At 49.3% G+C, this 17,757-nt stretch carries 14 protein-coding genes; all 14 read left to right on the top strand.

Annotated elements, in window-relative coordinates:
• Positions 1–2 precede the first annotated feature (2 nt).
• The 14 genes from OF158_RS07025 to OF158_RS07090 all read left to right on the top strand — a co-directional run bounded on the left by OF158_RS07025 (position 3) and on the right by OF158_RS07090 (position 17,739).
• Positions 3–1,712, top strand: coding sequence for a proline--tRNA ligase (locus OF158_RS07025; protein WP_014095419.1), 1,710 nt, complete (start codon positions 3–5; stop codon positions 1,710–1,712).
• A gap of 192 nt (positions 1,713–1,904) precedes the next feature.
• Positions 1,905–6,233: a PolC-type DNA polymerase III gene (locus tag OF158_RS07030; protein WP_035181738.1), complete on the top strand. Its 4,329-nt coding sequence runs from the start codon at positions 1,905–1,907 to the stop codon at positions 6,231–6,233.
• Between the two features lie 146 nt (positions 6,234–6,379).
• Positions 6,380–6,847: a ribosome maturation factor RimP gene (gene rimP, locus OF158_RS07035; protein WP_017551543.1), complete on the top strand. Its 468-nt coding sequence runs from the start codon at positions 6,380–6,382 to the stop codon at positions 6,845–6,847.
• Positions 6,848–6,889: 42 nt separating this feature from the next.
• Positions 6,890–8,089: a transcription termination factor NusA gene (gene nusA, locus OF158_RS07040; protein ID WP_017551544.1), complete on the top strand. Its 1,200-nt coding sequence runs from the start codon at positions 6,890–6,892 to the stop codon at positions 8,087–8,089.
• 12 nt (positions 8,090–8,101) lie between these two features.
• Positions 8,102–8,395 (top strand): RNase P modulator RnpM, encoded by a 294-nt coding sequence (locus OF158_RS07045; RefSeq protein ID WP_014095415.1) that lies wholly within the window; start codon positions 8,102–8,104, stop codon positions 8,393–8,395.
• Entirely contained in the window at positions 8,392–8,700 is a 309-nt protein-coding gene (locus tag OF158_RS07050; protein WP_014095414.1) for a YlxQ family RNA-binding protein, read from the top strand. The genes OF158_RS07045 and OF158_RS07050 overlap by 4 nt, the downstream gene beginning before the upstream one ends.
• Positions 8,701–8,714: 14 nt before the next feature.
• A complete protein-coding gene (gene infB / locus OF158_RS07055; RefSeq protein WP_014095413.1) occupies positions 8,715–11,243 on the top strand; it encodes a translation initiation factor IF-2 in 2,529 nt (842 codons plus the stop codon).
• Entirely contained in the window at positions 11,240–11,518 is a 279-nt protein-coding gene (locus OF158_RS07060) for a DUF503 domain-containing protein (protein WP_014095412.1), read from the top strand. Before infB ends, OF158_RS07060 begins: the two co-directional genes overlap by 4 nt.
• Positions 11,519–11,532: 14 nt before the next feature.
• A complete protein-coding gene (gene rbfA / locus OF158_RS07065) occupies positions 11,533–11,880 on the top strand; it encodes a 30S ribosome-binding factor RbfA (protein WP_014095411.1) in 348 nt (115 codons plus the stop codon).
• 92 nt (positions 11,881–11,972) lie between these two features.
• Positions 11,973–12,875, top strand: a complete 903-nt coding sequence (truB, locus tag OF158_RS07070) for a tRNA pseudouridine(55) synthase TruB (protein ID WP_014095410.1) — start codon at positions 11,973–11,975, stop codon at positions 12,873–12,875.
• A gap of 68 nt (positions 12,876–12,943) precedes the next feature.
• The gene (ribF, locus tag OF158_RS07075; RefSeq protein ID WP_014095409.1) at positions 12,944–13,906 is read left to right on the top strand and encodes a bifunctional riboflavin kinase/FAD synthetase; all 963 of its coding nucleotides are present in this window, start codon (positions 12,944–12,946) and stop codon (positions 13,904–13,906) included.
• 112 nt (positions 13,907–14,018) lie between these two features.
• Entirely contained in the window at positions 14,019–14,288 is a 270-nt protein-coding gene (gene rpsO, locus OF158_RS07080) for a 30S ribosomal protein S15 (protein ID WP_013859138.1), read from the top strand.
• A 230-nt stretch (positions 14,289–14,518) separates the two neighbouring features.
• Positions 14,519–16,633: a polyribonucleotide nucleotidyltransferase gene (gene pnp, locus OF158_RS07085; protein ID WP_014095408.1), complete on the top strand. Its 2,115-nt coding sequence runs from the start codon at positions 14,519–14,521 to the stop codon at positions 16,631–16,633.
• The gene (locus OF158_RS07090; protein ID WP_014095407.1) at positions 16,633–17,739 is read left to right on the top strand and encodes a polysaccharide deacetylase family protein; all 1,107 of its coding nucleotides are present in this window, start codon (positions 16,633–16,635) and stop codon (positions 17,737–17,739) included. Before pnp ends, OF158_RS07090 begins: the two co-directional genes overlap by 1 nt.
• Positions 17,740–17,757 lie beyond the last annotated feature (18 nt).

Consider the following 17,757-nt stretch of genomic DNA (forward strand, 5'->3'; position numbering starts at 1 on the left):
GTATGAAACAGAGCAAATTGTTTATTCCGACATTGCGGGACGTACCGGCAGAAGCCGAGGTGAAAAGCCATCAGCTGCTGCTCCGTGCCGGTTACATACGGCAAATTGCAAGCGGTGTTTATACGTATTTGCCGCTCGCGAAAAAAGTCTTACATAAAATTGAAGCGATTATCCGCGAAGAATTGGAAGCTATCGGTTCCATGGAATTGCTGATGCCGTCCCTCCAGCCGGCGGAATTGTGGCAGGAATCGGGGCGCTGGTATTCTTACGGGCCGGATTTGATGCGCCTTAAGGACCGGCATGAACGGGACTTTGCGCTCGGGCCGACGCATGAAGAAGTGATCACAAGTTTAATTCGGAACGAAGTAAAATCGTATAAACGCCTGCCGCTTTCTTTATACCAAATTCAAACGAAATTTCGGGATGAAAAGCGCCCGCGTTTCGGCTTGCTGCGCGGACGGGAATTCATCATGAAAGACGCGTATTCTTTCCATGCCAACAAAGAGAGCCTTGATGAGACGTATAAGGATATGTATCGGGCTTATACCAATATATTCTCGCGGTGCAAACTGGATTTCCGCGCCGTATTGGCGGACTCGGGCGCGATCGGCGGGAAAGATACGCAGGAGTTTATGGTGCTGTCTGAAATCGGGGAAGACACCATTGCGTATTCCGACTCATCCGATTATGCGGCAAATATTGAAATGGCGGAAGTGAAGACCGTTTACACAAAGCCGGATGAAGCGGAAAAACCGCTCGAAAAAATTCCGACCCCGGGGCAAAGAACGATCGCGCAAATTGCGGACTTTCTAAAGGCAGATCCTGAAAAATGCCTGAAGACCCTTGTGCTGAAAGCGGATGATGAATATGTCATTGTGCTGGTCAGGGGCGATCATGACGTAAATGAAGTCAAAGTCAAACATCTTCTCGGTTCTGAAACGATTGAAATGGCAGATCCGGAAGCCATCAAGTCGATCATGGGGGCGGATCCCGGTTCGCTCGGCCCTGTCGGCGCGCCGGAACAGATCCGGATTTTGGCCGATCACGCCGTCCGCTATGTAGTCAACGGCATTTGCGGTGCCAATGAGAATGACTTCCACTATGTGAATGCGAATCCGGAGAGGGATTACCGCGTCGATCTATACGGGGATCTCCGCAATATCCAGGAAGGCGACCCGTCACCGGACGGAAAGGGAACGATCCGGTTTGCACGCGGCATAGAGGTCGGGCATATTTTCAAACTCGGCACAAAATACAGTGAGGCCATGCACGCCGCCTTTTTAGACGAAAACGGCAGGGAGCAGGTCATGTTGATGGGGTGTTACGGGATTGGTGTCTCCCGCACTTTAACAGCAGTGTGCGAACAGCATAACGATGATAAAGGGCTTGTTTGGCCTGTCAATCTGGCGCCGTTTGACGTGCATCTCGTTCCGGTAAATATGAAGGATGCCCAACAATCCGCCCTTGCAGAATCGCTCCATGCGGAACTTGAAAAGCAGTTTACCGTCTTGATGGATGACAGAAACGAGCGCCCGGGTGTGAAATTTGCGGATTCCGACCTGATCGGCCTGCCTGTCCGGGTAACCGTCGGGAAAAAAGCGGCGGAAGGCATCGTCGAAGTGAAAATCAGAAAAACCGGGGAAGTGCTCGAAGTGAAAAAAGAGGATTTGGCCGAGACAATTTCTAATATTTTAGCACAACTTGCTTCATGACAGGGGCATCGGCTTACCGGCCGGTGCTTCTCTTCTTTTCCTGCAAAAAAGAGGCAGAAAATGTTTTGCCTGGAAAATTTCAACACCCGAACCTTTCAACACTACCGGGAAAAATTCCGGAAAGATTGCATTCGGGACGCTTGTTTTTTAAGATAAAGATAGATTGAATGAAAAAGGATGGGAGAGGACAAGATGATTGAAAATCCCGCCGGAAAGAAAGAAAGGTTCCAGATTTTGCTCCGGCAGCTGGAACTGCTTGATGACAGGTTTTACGAGCATTTTAAATACGGAGAAATTGAAAAACTAGTTGTGGAACGCCAGTCAAAGCGATGGCATTTTTATTTTTTGCTCGAAAAAATTCTCCCCTTTGAAGTGTACTTGACATTTACAACCCGTTTGCGCCAGGCTTTTCAGCATATTGCCGACGTCCGTTTTTCAATCCGGGCGAAAGACCCTTCTTTTGGGCCGGCGCTGATTGCCGATTACTGGAAAGCGTGCCTAGGAGAACTGGAAGGCATGTCGCCGATGCTTTTGTCCCTACTTGCGGAGCAGGTGCCGTCACTTTCCGGCAATAAGCTGGTGGTAACCGGCCGCAATGAACCGGAAGCAGCGACATTAAAACAAAAATACGGGGAATGGATCGTCCGTTTTTACGAACGGGCCGGTTTTCCGCAGCTGATGTTTGACACGGAAATTTCGGCGGCACCTGAAGCAAGTGAAGCATACGCCAAATTTATGGAAGAAAAGAAAAAAGAAGATGAGGAACGGGCAAAACAGGCCGTTCTCGAAATGCAGAAGCACGTGAATGAGCAACAGAGCGGGGAAGAAACGCACGACGCGGGACCGCTTATGATCGGGCTGAGAATCCCGCCCGATGATGATATCCGCCGCCTTTCCGAGATTGTTGATGAAGAACGGCGGATTACGGTGGAAGGCTATGTGTTTGACGTCGAAACGAAAGAACTGCGCAGCGGGCGGACGCTTTTGACGTTAAAAATCACCGATTATACGAGCTCCATTCTCGTGAAGATGTTTTCGCGGGATAAGGAAGATGCCGCACAATTTGCCCGCGTGAAGAAAGGGATGTGGCTGCGTGCGCGCGGCAGCATCCAGAACGATACGTTTGTCCGTGATCTGGTCATGATCGCCAACGATCTTTCTGAAGTAGCCCCGCGCGTCCGGAAAGACCATGCGCCGGAAAATGAGAAGCGGGTCGAACTCCATCTCCATACGCCGATGAGCCAGATGGATGCGGTCACTTCCGCGTCTACCCTTGTCGCCCAGGCAAAAAAATGGGGCCATCCGGCGATTGCGATCACAGACCACGCCGTCGCGCAAAGTTTTCCGGAAGCTTACAGCGCCGGCAAAAAGAACGGTATAAAAGTCATCTTCGGCGTTGAAGCCAATCTTGTCGACGACGGGGTGCCGATTGCCTATAATGATGCGCACGTCCACCTTGATGAAGCGACATATGTCGTCTTTGACGTTGAAACAACGGGATTATCTGCCGTTTATGATACGATCATCGAAATCGCTGCGGTGAAAATCCAAGACGGCGAAGTGGTCGATACGTTTGAACGGTTTGCCAATCCCGGACGTCCGCTGTCCAATACGATTATTGAGCTGACCCATATTACCGACGATATGTTAAAAGATGCGCCGGACATTTCCGAAGTGTTGAAAGAATACAATGAATGGATTGGCGACGCGGTGCTTGTAGCCCACAATGCTTCGTTCGACATCGGGTTTTTAAACGTTGGCCTGAAAAAAGCCGGGCTGCCGAAATCCAATAACCCCGTCATTGATACGCTCGAACTCGGACGGTTTTTATATCCGGATTTCAAAAACTACCGGCTGAACACGCTCGCGAAAAAATTCAATGTGGAACTGACCCAGCACCACCGCGCAATCTACGATACGGAAGCAACAGGACAAATCTTTTTAAAAATGCTGAAAGATGCCCGTAACCGGGGGATCACATACCATGACGAGCTGAACCAGTATATGGGGGAAGGCGGCGCGTACAAGCGGGCGCGCCCGTCGCACTGCACGCTGCTTGTCCGGACGCAGGAAGGCTTGAAAAATTTATTTAAACTGATTTCTCTTTCCCATATCGATTACTTTTACCGTGTGCCGCGTATTCCGCGTTCCGAGCTGCAAAAGTACCGGGAAGGCATTCTCGTCGGGTCCGGCTGTGACAAAGGCGAAGTATTTGAAGGCATGATGCAGAAAGATCCGGCGGAAGTAGAGGAGATCGCCCGCTTTTATGATTATCTTGAAGTCCATCCGAAAGAAGTGTACGCCCCGCTCATCGACCAGGAACTGATAAGGGATGAAAAGGCGCTTGAAGAAATCATCACGAAAATCGTCAGGCTCGGGGAAAAATTAAATCTGCCGGTTGTCGCAACAGGCAATGTCCATTATTTAAACCCCGAAGACAAAATTTACCGGAAAATCCTGATCAGCTCCCAGGGCGGTGCCAATCCGCTGAACCGGCACCGGCTGCCGGACGTGCATTTCCGCACGACGGATGAAATGCTTGCATGCTTCTCGTTTTTAGGCGAAGAAAAGGCAAAAGAAATCGTGGTTGACAACACGAATAAAATTGCCGGCTTAATCGAGGACGTCAAGCCGGTAAAAGATGAGTTGTACACGCCGAAAATTGAAGGGGCGGAAGAAGAAATCCGCGAGCAAAGCTATAAGCGCGCGAAAAGGATTTACGGGGATCCACTTCCCGAAATTGTCGAAGCACGGCTTGAAAAAGAGCTAAAAAGCATTATTGGTCACGGATTTGCGGTCATTTATCTGATTGCCCATAAACTTGTCAAGAAATCATTGAATGACGGTTACCTTGTCGGTTCGCGGGGGTCTGTCGGCTCTTCGCTTGTTGCAACGATGACGGAAATCACCGAAGTCAACCCGCTCCCGCCGCATTATGTGTGCCCGAACTGCAAGCATTCCGAGTTTTTCAATGACGGTTCGGTCGGTTCCGGTTTTGACCTGCCGGATAAAAACTGCCCGGCGTGCGGGGCAAAATACAAAAAAGACGGCCATGATATTCCGTTTGAAACGTTCCTTGGCTTTAAAGGGGACAAGGTACCGGATATTGACCTGAACTTTTCGGGCGATTACCAGCCGCGCGCCCACGCCTATACAAAAGTGTTGTTCGGCGAAGAGTATGTATACCGCGCCGGCACGATCGGCACGGTTGCGGAAAAAACGGCCTACGGCTATGTAAAAGGGTATGCCCAGGACCATAATCTGACATTCCGGAGCGCGGAAATTGACCGGCTTGTCCAGGGCTGCACCGGGGTGAAACGGACGACCGGCCAGCATCCGGGTGGCATTATCGTCGTCCCGGATTATATGGATATATACGATTTTACGCCGATCCAGTATCCGGCGGACGATCACAATTCGGAATGGCGGACAACGCATTTTGATTTCCACTCGATCCACGATAATATTTTGAAGCTTGATATACTCGGGCACGATGATCCGACCGTCATCCGCATGCTCCAGGACTTAAGCGGGATTGACCCGAAAACGATCCCGACCGATGACCCGGAAGTGATGAAAATTTTCAGCGGGCCGGAACCGCTCGGGGTTACGGAAGAGCAGATTATGTGCAAAACCGGCACGCTCGGCATTCCGGAATTTGGCACAAAGTTTGTGCGCCAAATGCTCGAAGATACAAAACCGACGACTTTTGCCGAACTGGTCCAGATTTCAGGGCTTTCGCACGGAACGGACGTATGGCTCGGCAACGCCCAGGAACTGATCCAAAACGGCACATGCACCCTGCCTGAAGTAATCGGCTGCCGGGACGATATTATGGTCTATTTAATCTATCAGGGCTTAGAGCCGTCCCTTGCTTTTAAAATTATGGAATCGGTACGGAAAGGGAAAGGGCTCACGCCTGAAATGGAAGAGGAAATGATCAAGCAAAACGTGCCAAATTGGTATATTGAATCGTGCAAAAAGATTAAATATATGTTCCCGAAAGCCCACGCCACCGCCTATGTGCTGATGGCGGTAAGGATCGCTTACTTCAAGGTGTACCATCCGCTGATCTACTATGCGACGTATTTTACGGTGCGCGCGGAGGATTTCGATCTCGATGTCATGATCCACGGCTCGAATTCCATCAAGGCAAAAATCAGTGAAATTAATGCAAAAGGGATGGACGCATCGGCGAAGGAGAAAAGTTTGCTGACCGTGCTCGAACTGGCGCTTGAAATGACGGCGCGCGGCTTCCGCTTCCAGCCGATTGATTTGTATCGATCGGAAGCAGACAAGTTTGTCATTGACGGCGATTCGCTCATTCCGCCGTTTAATGCGATTCCGGGTCTTGGTACAAACGCCGCGGTCAATATCGTAAAAGCGCGTGAAGAAGGTGAATTCCTTTCAAAAGAAGACTTGCAGCGCCGCGGAAAAGTCTCCAAAACGATTATGGAATACCTTGACGGGCACGGCTGCTTAGAGTCGCTGCCGGAGCAGAACCAGCTGTCGCTTTTCTAAATACGGGTTAAGGACCGCTGTTTGCTTTTTTTTGCCTGTTATGGTATAGTTTTTTATGGAAATACTACGGATAAACGCTCGTGCGAAAGAGTGGGGCCATCACCCCGCTCTTTCGTGTTTTAAATCGGATTTTTGAGGAGGTCAGCATGAGTAAAGTCGTTGAAGTGGTGGAACAACTGGCATCCCCGGTTGTGGAAGGGCTCGGCCTTGAACTTGTTGATATTGAATACGTCAAAGAAGGAAAAAACTGGTTTCTTCGTGTTTATATTGACAAAGAAAACGGGGTCGATATCGAAGAATGCGGGCTCGTCAGCGAACGGCTCGGGGAAAAGCTCGATGAAGCGGACCCGATTCCCCATAATTATTTCCTTGAGGTTTCCTCCCCGGGTGCGGAACGCCCGTTAAAAAAAGCGCGTGACTTTGAACGTGCTGTCGGCCGGACCGTCCTCGTGAAAACGTATGAACCGCTTGACGGGGAGAAAACGTTCCAGGGAAAATTGATTGCTTTTCACAACGGGTGCCTAACATTAGAATGTAAAGTGAAAACGAAGAAAATCGAGAAGGAAATTCCGTATGACAAAGTGGCCAACGCACGGCTTGCCGTTGAATTTTAAAAATGCATCATTTTTCAAAAAATGAAGGGGGATCCAATTTCCATGAGCTCAGAACTGGTAGATGCGCTTACGATACTTGAAGAAGAAAAAGGAATTTCGCGGGATGTGCTCGTTGAAGCCATCGAAGCCGCGCTTGTATCGGCATACCGCCGCAATTTTAACCAGGCACAGAATGTAAGGACGGATTTAAATCTGGCGAACGGGACGATCCGTGTGTTCGCGCGTAAAGACGTGGTTGAAGAAGTATTTGACCCGCGCCTTGAAATTTCGCTTGAAGATGCCCAGAAAATCAATCCGTCTTATGAAATCGGCGATGTTGTCGAATTGGAAGTCACGCCGAAAGATTTTGGCCGGATCGCCGCACAGACAGCAAAACAGGTTGTCACGCAGCGCGTCCGGGAAGCGGAACGGGGAATCATTTACAATCAATTTATCGACCGTGAAGACGAGGTCATGACCGGGATTGTGCAGCGGAAAGATCCGCGTTTTACGTATGTCAGCCTCGGAAAAACAGAAGCACTGCTGCCGCCGGGGGAACAATCCCCGAATGAAACGTACAACCCGCATGACCGGATTAAGGTCTACATTACAAAAGTCGAACGGACAACAAAGGGGCCGCAAATTTTTGTCTCGCGCACCCATCCCGGCCTTTTAAAACGGCTGTTTGAACTTGAAGTGCCGGAAATTTACGATGGCATCGTAGAAATCCGTTCGATCGCCCGCGAAGCAGGGGACCGTTCGAAAATTTCGGTTTACACCGACCGCCCGGAGGTTGATCCTGTCGGCGCATGCGTCGGGCCTAAAGGGCAGCGCGTCCAGGCGATTGTAAATGAACTTCACGGGGAAAAGATTGATATTGTAAAATGGTCGGACGACCCGGCTAAATTTGTAGCAAATGCGTTAAGCCCTGCAAAAGTGCTTGATGTGCTTGTTGACGAAAACAATAAGGCTACAACGGTCATCGTTCCGGATTACCAGCTGTCGCTTGCAATCGGGAAACGCGGCCAAAACGCCCGGCTTGCCGCGAAACTCACAGGCTGGAAAATTGATATTAAGAGCGAAACGGATGCAAGGGAGTCAGGCATTTATCCGCGTTCTGAAACCAATGATGACATAGACGGGGAAACACCGGGGCTTTTTGATGACGATGATGCCGGCCGCACTTCCGAAGCACTGGCCGTACCGGATGCGAAAGAAGCGGATCTGCCTGAAAACGGCGGGAAAGATGAAGAGATCGAATAAGGAGTGGGGCTGATGGCGACACGTAAGAAAATTCCGATGAGAAAATGCGTAGCAACGGGAGAAATGAAACCGAAAAAAGAAATGGTCCGTATCGTCCGTTCCAAGGAAGGCGATGTTTCGATTGACCCGACCGGGAAAAAGTCAGGAAGAGGCGCCTATCTTTCAAAAGACGAGGAAGCGGTGCTGTTGGCAAAGAAAAAAAATATTCTCTCATCCCATCTTGGTGCCGCTGTAGAAGATGCTTTTTACGATGAAATCATCGCGTTTATTCAAAAGGAAAAAAAGGAGAATAAACAAAAATCATGAACGGGAAGCAGGCAATGTCCCTTTTAGGCCTTGCGTTCAAGGCAGGAAAGATCGTTTCGGGAGAGGAGCCTGTCCTGAAAGAAATCCGGGCAGGCCAGGCAAAACTTGTATTGCTTTCAAAAGATGCCTCATCCAATACGTCAAAAAAATTGTTAGACAAATGCCGTTTCTATCATGTACCGGTACGGTGGATAGAGACGAGGGAAATGCTTGGAAAAGCCATTGGGAAAGAGGCGAGAGTCGCAGTGGCAGTAAGTGACCGCGGATTTGCGGAAAAACTTGCTGAACTGCTCGATGAATCATAGGTGGGGGTGACGACATGAGCAAAATACGTGTTTACGAATATGCGAAAGCTCATCATACATCAAGTAAGGAAATTATCACGAAACTAAAACAAATGAATATAGAGGTATCCAATCATATGTCAATGATCGATGGGGAAACAGTAAGGAAGCTGGATACGGTTTACAGCGGCAAAAATCAGCAGGATGGCAAGAAAAACGGGCAAAACGGGCCGACCAGAAATGAAAGAAGCACCAGGTCCGAAACCGGGGACCGACAAGGAAACAAACCCGAAAACCGCACCCGGCGCGAAAACCAGAAGCCGAATCACGGAAACGGCCAAAACAGCAAAAACCAAGGGGATAACGGAAACAGCAGAAACAATAACAATAACCGCTCTGGCGGCAGCAACCGCAGCGATGGGAAGAGCAGAACGGGCGGCAACAATCGGAATAACAGGAACGGCCAAACCGGCGGCAACAACCGGAGCAATGGAAACACCCAGGCCGCAAGCAACAACCGGAATAACGAAAAAAGCCAGGCTGCAAGTAACAACCGGAATAACGGAAACAGCCAGAACACAAGCAACAACCGGAGCAATGGAAACACCCAAGCCGCGGGCAACAACAGGAATAATCAAAACAGCGGGAACAGCCGGAACAACGGGAATAACCGCAACAGTGGCAATGGAAACCGTAGCAATAACGGAAACCGCGGCAACAACGGACGGCCGTTTAACAAACAAAAGAAAAATAACCGGAAAAATAAAAACTTCAAACCGCAGCCGCAGCCGGTCCAAAAGGTAAAAGAACTGCCTGAAAAAATTACGTTCACAGAATCGCTGACCGTTGCGGAACTTGCGAAGAAGCTCTACAGGGAACCTTCCGAAATTATTAAAAAACTGTTCCTGCTCGGCGTTGCGGCAACGATCAACCAGCAGCTTGACAAAGACGCCATTGAACTGATTGCTTCGGAATACGGCGTTGAAGTGGAAGAAAAAGTGATCGTTGACCAGACGGATCTGGAAACGTATTTTACGGAAGACCGTGAAGAAGACCTCGAAGTCCGCCCGCCGGTTGTCACCATTATGGGCCATGTTGACCATGGGAAAACGACAACGCTCGATTCCATCCGCCATACAAAAGTCACCGCCGGAGAAGCAGGCGGGATTACCCAGCATATCGGTGCATACCAGGTGAAAGTAGGCGGCAAAAAAATTACATTTTTAGACACGCCGGGGCATGAAGCCTTTACAACAATGCGTGCGCGGGGGGCGCAAGTGACGGACATTACCGTGCTTGTTGTTGCTGCCGATGACGGCGTGAAGCCGCAGACAGTGGAAGCCATTAACCACGCGAAAGCAGCCGGCGTTCCGATCATTGTTGCGGTCAATAAAATTGATAAACCGACAGCGAACCCCGAACGAGTCATGCAGGAACTGACGGAATACAATCTGGTTCCGGAAGACTGGGGCGGGGATACGATTTTTGTCCCGATTTCTGCTCTAACCGGTGAAGGGATTGACAATCTGCTTGAAATGATTTTGCTTGTCAGCGAAGTGGAAGAACTGAAAGCAAACCCGAACCGCCGCGCACTCGGTTCGGTTATTGAAGCGCGCCTTGATAAAGGCAGGGGCCCGGTTGCCACTTTGCTCGTACAAAACGGCACTTTGCGCATCGGCGACCCGATTGTAGTCGGTCACACTTACGGGCGCGTCCGTGCGATGGTCAATGATCTCGGCCGTCGCGTGAAAGAAGCAGGGCCGTCCACGCCTGTTGAAATTACCGGTTTAAATGATGTACCGGAAGCCGGCGACCGTTTTGTTGTCTTTGAAGATGAGAAAACAGCCCGCCAGGTCGGGGAAGCGCGGAAACAACAGGCTGTCCAGGCGCACCGTAACGAAACCGCGCGCGTCAGCCTTGACACGTTGTTTGAGCAAATGAAGCAAGGGGAAATGAAAGAATTAAATGTGATTGTCAAAGCGGATGTGCAAGGCTCTGTAGAAGCATTGACCGCCGCTTTGCAAAAGATTGATGTGGAGGGCGTCAACATTAACGTTATCCATACGGGCGTCGGCGCGATTAATGAATCCGATGTGACGCTTGCTTCCGCTTCGAATGCGATTATTATTGGCTTTAATGTCCGCCCGGATAATAACGCCAAACGCGCAGCCGAAACGGAAAAAGTGGATATCCGCCTGCACCGCATTATCTACAAAGCGATCGAAGAAATCGAATCTGCCATGAAAGGGATGCTTGATCCGGAATACAAAGAAAAAATCATCGGCCAGGTTGAAGTGCGGCAGACGTTTAAAGTATCACGGATCGGCACGATTGCGGGCGGCTATGTCACCGACGGAAAAATCACCCGTGACAGCGGCGTGCGCGTCATCCGTGACGGCGTGGTCATTTATGAAGGTGTAATTGATACGCTGAAACGCTATAAAGATGATGTGAAAGAAGTCAACCAGGGATATGAATGCGGGATTACGATTAAAAACTTTAATGACATCAAAGAAGGAGATGTCATCGAGTCCTTTATCATGGAGGAAATTGAAAGAGCATGATTGGGAGCGCCCGTTGCGAATTTCGCATTTATGATGCCCGTTCATTGAAAGAAAAAAGGGCAGTGCTGCAAAGAATATTGACGCGGCTAAAGCAAAAATATAATGTTGCAGCCGGTGAAATGGATTTCCAGGATGCCTGGCAGCGGACCCTCGTTGAAGTCGTGACCGTTGCTTCAAGCCGGGCGGCGGCTGAAAGAGAATTGCAGCGGGCAATTCTCTTTCTGGATTCCTTCCCTGAATGGGAGCGTCTTGAAACAAATATTGAATGGCTATAAATGAGGTGTGATTGATGAATCTTCGTGCAAATAGGGTTGGCGAGCAAATGAAAAAAGAGCTGAGCGACATTATCGGGCGAAAACTAAAAGATCCGCGTGTCGGCTTTGTCACTGTAACCGATGTGGAAGTAACAGGCGATCTTCAGCAGGCAAAAGTGTACCTCACCGTCCTCGGCGATGAGGTACAAAAGAAAGACACCCTTGACGGCCTGGAAAAAGCAAAAGGCTTTATCCGCTCGGAAGTTGGCAAAAGGATCCGGCTCCGCAAAACGCCTGAACTGATTTTTGAAATCGATGAATCCATCGAATACGGCAACCGCATTGAGACGCTGATCAAAAAAATCCATGACACGGATGAATGAATGTTTCAGGAAACTGATCGGAGCCGGAACACGGTTCGGTAAGTTTCCTTTTTTTGAGTGATTCTATTGGATTTGCGAAAGGAAGTGGCGCCATGGATGGCATTTTACCGCTCTGGAAACCGGCGGGGATGACTTCCCATGACTGTGTTTTTAAAATCCGGAAGCTTTTCGGCACAAAAAAAGCAGGCCATACCGGCACGCTTGATCCGGATGTGGAAGGGGTCCTCCCGGTTTGCATCGGGCGTGCGACAAAGATTGCCGAATACCTTCAGGATGCCGGCAAAACTTACGAAGGTGAAGCAACGATCGGGATTTCAACGACGACAGAAGATGCTTCCGGCGATATCATTGAAAAAAAGGAAATTAGCCGGCCGATCAGCCGGGAAGAAATTTTAGCCGCACTCGCTTCGTTTACCGGGCATATTACCCAGATCCCGCCGATGTTTTCCGCCGTCAAGGTGAACGGAAGAAGGTTGTATGAATATGCGCGGGCGGGCATCGAAGTGGAACGCCCTAAAAGGAATGTGCAAATTTACAGCCTTGAACTATTGGACGGGCGGGAATATTTTGAAGGGCCGGTTGTGTCGTTCCGTTTCCGCGCTTCATGCAGCAAAGGCACCTATATCCGCACGCTTGCTGTTATGATCGGAGAAAAGCTCGGCTATCCGGCACATATGTCCAATCTTACAAGAATTGAAGCAGGCGGTTTTTCAAAGGAACAATGCGCCACCTTTCAGGAGATTGAAAAAGCCGCGGAAACCGGCGACAGGGAAAGCCTGCTCTACCCGCTCGAGGCCGGGATCCGCCATTTGCCGAAATGGGAAATTAGTGATACATTAGCAGAGAAAGTAAAGAACGGTGCCGTGTTGAAAAAACCGGAGACCTGGCCGGAAACAGGAGACAGGCTTGCTGTCTTTTTCCGCGGAAAAATACTCGCGGTATACGTGGCGCATTCCGGCAGGCCCGGCTTTATCAAACCGGCGAAAGTGATATAAAAAGCCTTCCGGGTATAAAACAAGGAAGGCGGCTGCTTCAATTTGTAAAAGGGAAAAGGTGAGAAATTTTGAAAACAATAACGGTCCATCATCCCCATTCCTTTAAACCCGGCGATTTTCCGCCGCTTGCCATCGCATTGGGTTATTTTGACGGCATCCATCTCGGACATCAGAAAGTGATTAAAACAGCCCGCGGGATCGCTGAAAAAAACGGATGGAAAAGCGCCGTCATGACATTTGAACCCCATCCTTCTATTGTGCTGGGAAAGAAAAAGGATGGCATTGAACTGATTACACCGCTTGAAGACAAGATCAAGTTGATTGAAAAACTTGGTGTCGATTATCTGTTCGTCGTCCGTTTTACCTCCCGTTTTGCGTCTCTTTTGCCGCAGCAATTTGTCGACCAATATCTGGCCGCACTCGGTGTGAAACATGTTGTTGCTGGTTTTGATTATACATACGGCAAATTCGGGAAAGGCAATATGGAGAATCTCCCTGAATATGCAAACGGCAGGTTCGGGATTACGGTGATTGAAAAACTGGCCCTTGAAAATACCGGGGAAAAAGTCAGCTCCACCCTGATCCGGTCAAAAATCAGGGAAGGAAAAGTCGGGGAAGTGAAGCCGCTGCTCGGGCGCGATTATGAGATCAAAGGCATTGTCGTCCATGGGGAGAAGCGGGGACGACAGCTCGGGTTTCCAACGGCAAATCTAAAGCTTACCGCGTCGTATATGCTGCCGCCAAACGGGGTATACATTGTGCAAATGAAGGTCGCGGATACGTGGCATAACGGCTTATGCAGCATTGGCTACAATCCTACGTTTAAAAATCCGGAAGAATATGAAAAAACGACAGAAGTGTATCTGCTTGATTTTTCCGATACCATTTACGGGGAAGAAGCAGTTGTCAAATGGCTTGCGCGCATCCGCGAAGAGAAAAAGTTCGCCCGCGTGGAGGACTTGATTGAAGAAATGAAACGGGATGAAACGGCAGCAAGGCGTTACTTTGAAAAACAGGGAACTGCTACTTGAGTTTTGTGCGAAAAAGTAGTATTCTATTACAGTACCGGAACCTGTGCTTGGCAGCGCGACTCACCGACGCCTGCTCGGCAACAGGGGATAGGAAACAGAGGAGGTGAACAGGATGGCGATTTCAAAAGAACGTAAAAATGAAATCATCAACCAATTTAAAATCCACGAGAACGATACCGGTTCTCCGGAAGTGCAAATTGCTGTATTGACAGAAGAAATCAACAAATTGAACGATCATTTGCGTGTCCATAAAAAAGACCACCATTCACGCCGCGGCTTGATGAAAATGGTAGGGAGACGGCGTAATTTGTTGACCTATCTGCGCAATAAAGATGTGCATCGTTACCGTGAATTGATTAACCGGCTGGGCTTGCGCCGATAAAAAAATGCAGAATGCAAAAAGCGGGAGTATTCCCGCTTTTTTGCAATGTGTTTTTCCCCCCTTAATTTTGGGAACAGATGTATTTCAAATTGCCGCCGGGTTTTCGCACTGACCTGGCGCGGCTTGTACATACATAGCAAACGGTTGATTCGTTTTTGAATCATTACCCGTGCTTATCTTTGCATAAATGTGAAACAATATAGGCAAAAAGAAAGGAGATTTTCATCTGTATGGTACAGGATAAACATACCTATACGATAGATTGGGCCGGCCGCCCGCTCACCGTGGAGATCGGCCAGCTCGCAAAACAGGCAAACGGTGCTGCACTCGTCCGTTACGGCGAAACGGCTGTCCTCAGTACAGCAACCGCTTCTAAAGAACCGAAAAATGTGGACTTTTTTCCACTGACCGTAAATTATGAGGAACGGCTATATGCTGTCGGGAAAATTCCGGGCGGCTTTATCAAAAGAGAAGGGCGCCCGAGCGAAAAAGCCATTTTGTCAAGTCGGCTGATTGACAGGCCGATCCGCCCACTCTTTGCCGACGGCTTCCGCAATGAAGTGCAGGTCGTCAGCATGGTCATGAGCGTCGACCAGGACTGCACGCCGGAAATGGCAGCAATGCTCGGGTCTTCGCTCGCACTTTCCGTCTCCGATATTCCGTTTGAAGGCCCGATTGCCGGCGTCATCGTCGGAAGGGTGGACGGCAAGTTCCTCATCAACCCGACCGTGGAACAGATGGAAAAAAGCGACATCCATTTAACCGTTGCCGGCACAAAAGACGCCATTAATATGGTTGAAGCGGGTGCGAAAGAAGTGCCGGAAGAAGTGATGCTTGAAGCGATCATGTTCGGGCATGAGGAAATCAAGCGCCTGATTGCTTTCCAGGAAAAAATTGTGGCAGAAATCGGGAAAGAGAAAATGGCTGTCGAATTGTTCGAACTTGACGAAGAACTGGTGGAAAAAGTCAGCGGCATGTGCCGGAAAAAAATGATTGAAGCCATCCAGGTTCATGAGAAGAAAGCGCGCGAAGAAGCGATCAGAAAAGTGGGCGATGAGGTGCTTGCCCAATTTGAAGCAGAAGAAGCCGATGAAGAAACGGTCAAGCAGGTTAAACAAATTTTGCACGATATTGAAAAAGAAGAAGTCCGCAAGCTGATCACGGTCGATAAAATTCGCCCGGACGGCCGCAAAATCGATGAAATCCGGCCGCTTTCCTCCGAAGTCGGGGTTTTGCCGCGCACGCACGGTTCCGGGTTGTTTACCCGCGGGCAAACACAGGCTTTAAGCATTTGTACGTTAGGCGCTTTAGGCGACGTGCAAATTTTGGACGGGCTCGGCATTGAAGAGTCAAAACGGTTTATGCACCATTACAATTTCCCTTCATTCAGCGTCGGGGAAACCGGGCCAATGAGAGGGCCGGGCCGCCGCGAAATCGGGCACGGGGCACTGGGTGAACGTGCGCTGGAACCGGTCATTCCGGATGAAAAAGAATTTCCGTACACGATCCGGCTTGTATCCGAGGTGCTCGAATCGAACGGCTCCACTTCACAGGCAAGCATTTGCGCATCCACCCTTGCCATGATGGATGCCGGCATTCCGATTAAAGCGCCGGTTGCTGGGATTGCGATGGGGCTTGTGAAATCCGGCGAACATTATACGATTTTAACCGATATCCAGGGCATGGAAGACCATCTCGGCGATATGGACTTTAAAGTGGCCGGCACGTCGAAGGGCGTCACCGCGCTGCAAATGGATATTAAAATTGCAGGACTGTCAAGGGAGATACTGGAAGAAGCGTTGCAGCAGGCGAGAAAGGGCAGAATGCAGATTCTCGACCATATGATGTCGACGATTTCGAAAACACGTGACCATTTGTCCGTCTATGCGCCGAAGATTTTAACGATGACCATTCATCCGGATAAAATCCGCGACGTCATCGGGCCAAGCGGTAAACAAATCAATAAAATCATTGACGAAACCGGCGTGAAAATTGACATTGAACAGGATGGCACCATCTTTATTTCTTCGACGGACGAAGAGGCAAACAACAAAGCGAAGAAATTGATTGAGGATATTGTCCGGGAAGTCGAAGTCGGCAAGGTTTATCTCGGTAAAGTAAAACGGATCGAAAAATTTGGCGCTTTTGTGGAAATCTTTAACGGCAAAGACGGCCTTGTCCACATTTCCGAACTCGCCGAAGAACGCGTCCGGAAAGTCGAAGATGTTGTCAAAATCGGCGATGAAATTCTGGTCAAAGTGACGGATATTGACAGCCACGGGCGCATCAACCTTTCCCGCAAAGCTGTTTTAAAGGAGCAGCAAAAAAAAGAAAATAAATCGTGATGAAAGTCAGGGAGCCCTGGCTTTTTTTATTTGTCCCGCGCGCCCGTTCTATGCCCCTTTCCCTTTTCATACTTTTTTTAAAGAAGGGGGAAAATAACGTGAATAAAGCAAAACGCTTGATTGCGCTTGGCTTGATTGCTATTCTAGCATTGTTGCTTGCGGGAAATCCGCTTTCCACCCGGTATTTGCAGGAGCGGGCCGCCTTTAGCACAAAAGAGAACGAGCTTCAGGAAAAAATTGAACAGGCTGCAGAACGGTTTTACCGTCCGCCGGAAAATGCCAAGATTGACAGGGTTTGGAAGGCGATCCCCGGCTATAACGGGGTGGAAGTGGACAAAAAAGCTTCTTACTCGAAAATGAAACAGGACGGCCGTTACGACGAACGCAAACTGGTATTTAAACAAATTCCCCCTGCCGTCCACCTTAAAGATCTGGACCCGGCCCCCGTCTATACGGGAAATCCGGATAAACCAATGGTTGCTTTTTTAATCAATGTCGCATGGGGGAATGAATATTTGCCGGATATGCTAAAAACTTTAAAAAAGCATCATCTTCATGCTACCTTTTTCTTAGAGGGGCGATGGGCAAAAGAAAACCCTGAGCTTGCCCGCATGATTGTAAGCGGCGGGCATGAAACCGGGAACCATTCCTATACCCACCCCGATTTTAGCACTTTGCCGGAATCAAAGATCAAAAGCCAGCTGGTGAAGACAAACCGGGTGCTTGAAGCGATTACGGAAGAAAAAGTGAAGTGGTTTGCCCCGCCAAGCGGCAGTTACCGGGATGAAGCGGTAAGCATCGCAAAATCAATGGGAATGGAAACGATCATGTGGACGGTCGATACGGTCGACTGGCAGAACCCCTCCCCGGAGACGATTGTAGAGCGCGTGACTGCGAAAGCACAGGGCGGTTCGCTTATTTTAATGCATCCGACCGCTTCTACAGCGAAAGCGTTGGAACCGTTGATTGCCAGGCTGGAAAAGAAAAATTTACAAGTCGGAACCGTTTCAAAATTGCTCGATGAGGAAAGAATCATTAAAAATGAGGACGGAACATTTTTAAACAGCGAAAAGGATCCCGCTGATACAAAAGACGGCACAGAGTGAAATGAGACTGCGAGGAGG

It is taken from the genome of Weizmannia sp. WK01 (assembly GCF_025905465.1).
In the GTDB taxonomy this organism is placed as follows: domain Bacteria; phylum Bacillota; class Bacilli; order Bacillales; family Bacillaceae_C; genus Weizmannia; species Weizmannia faecalis.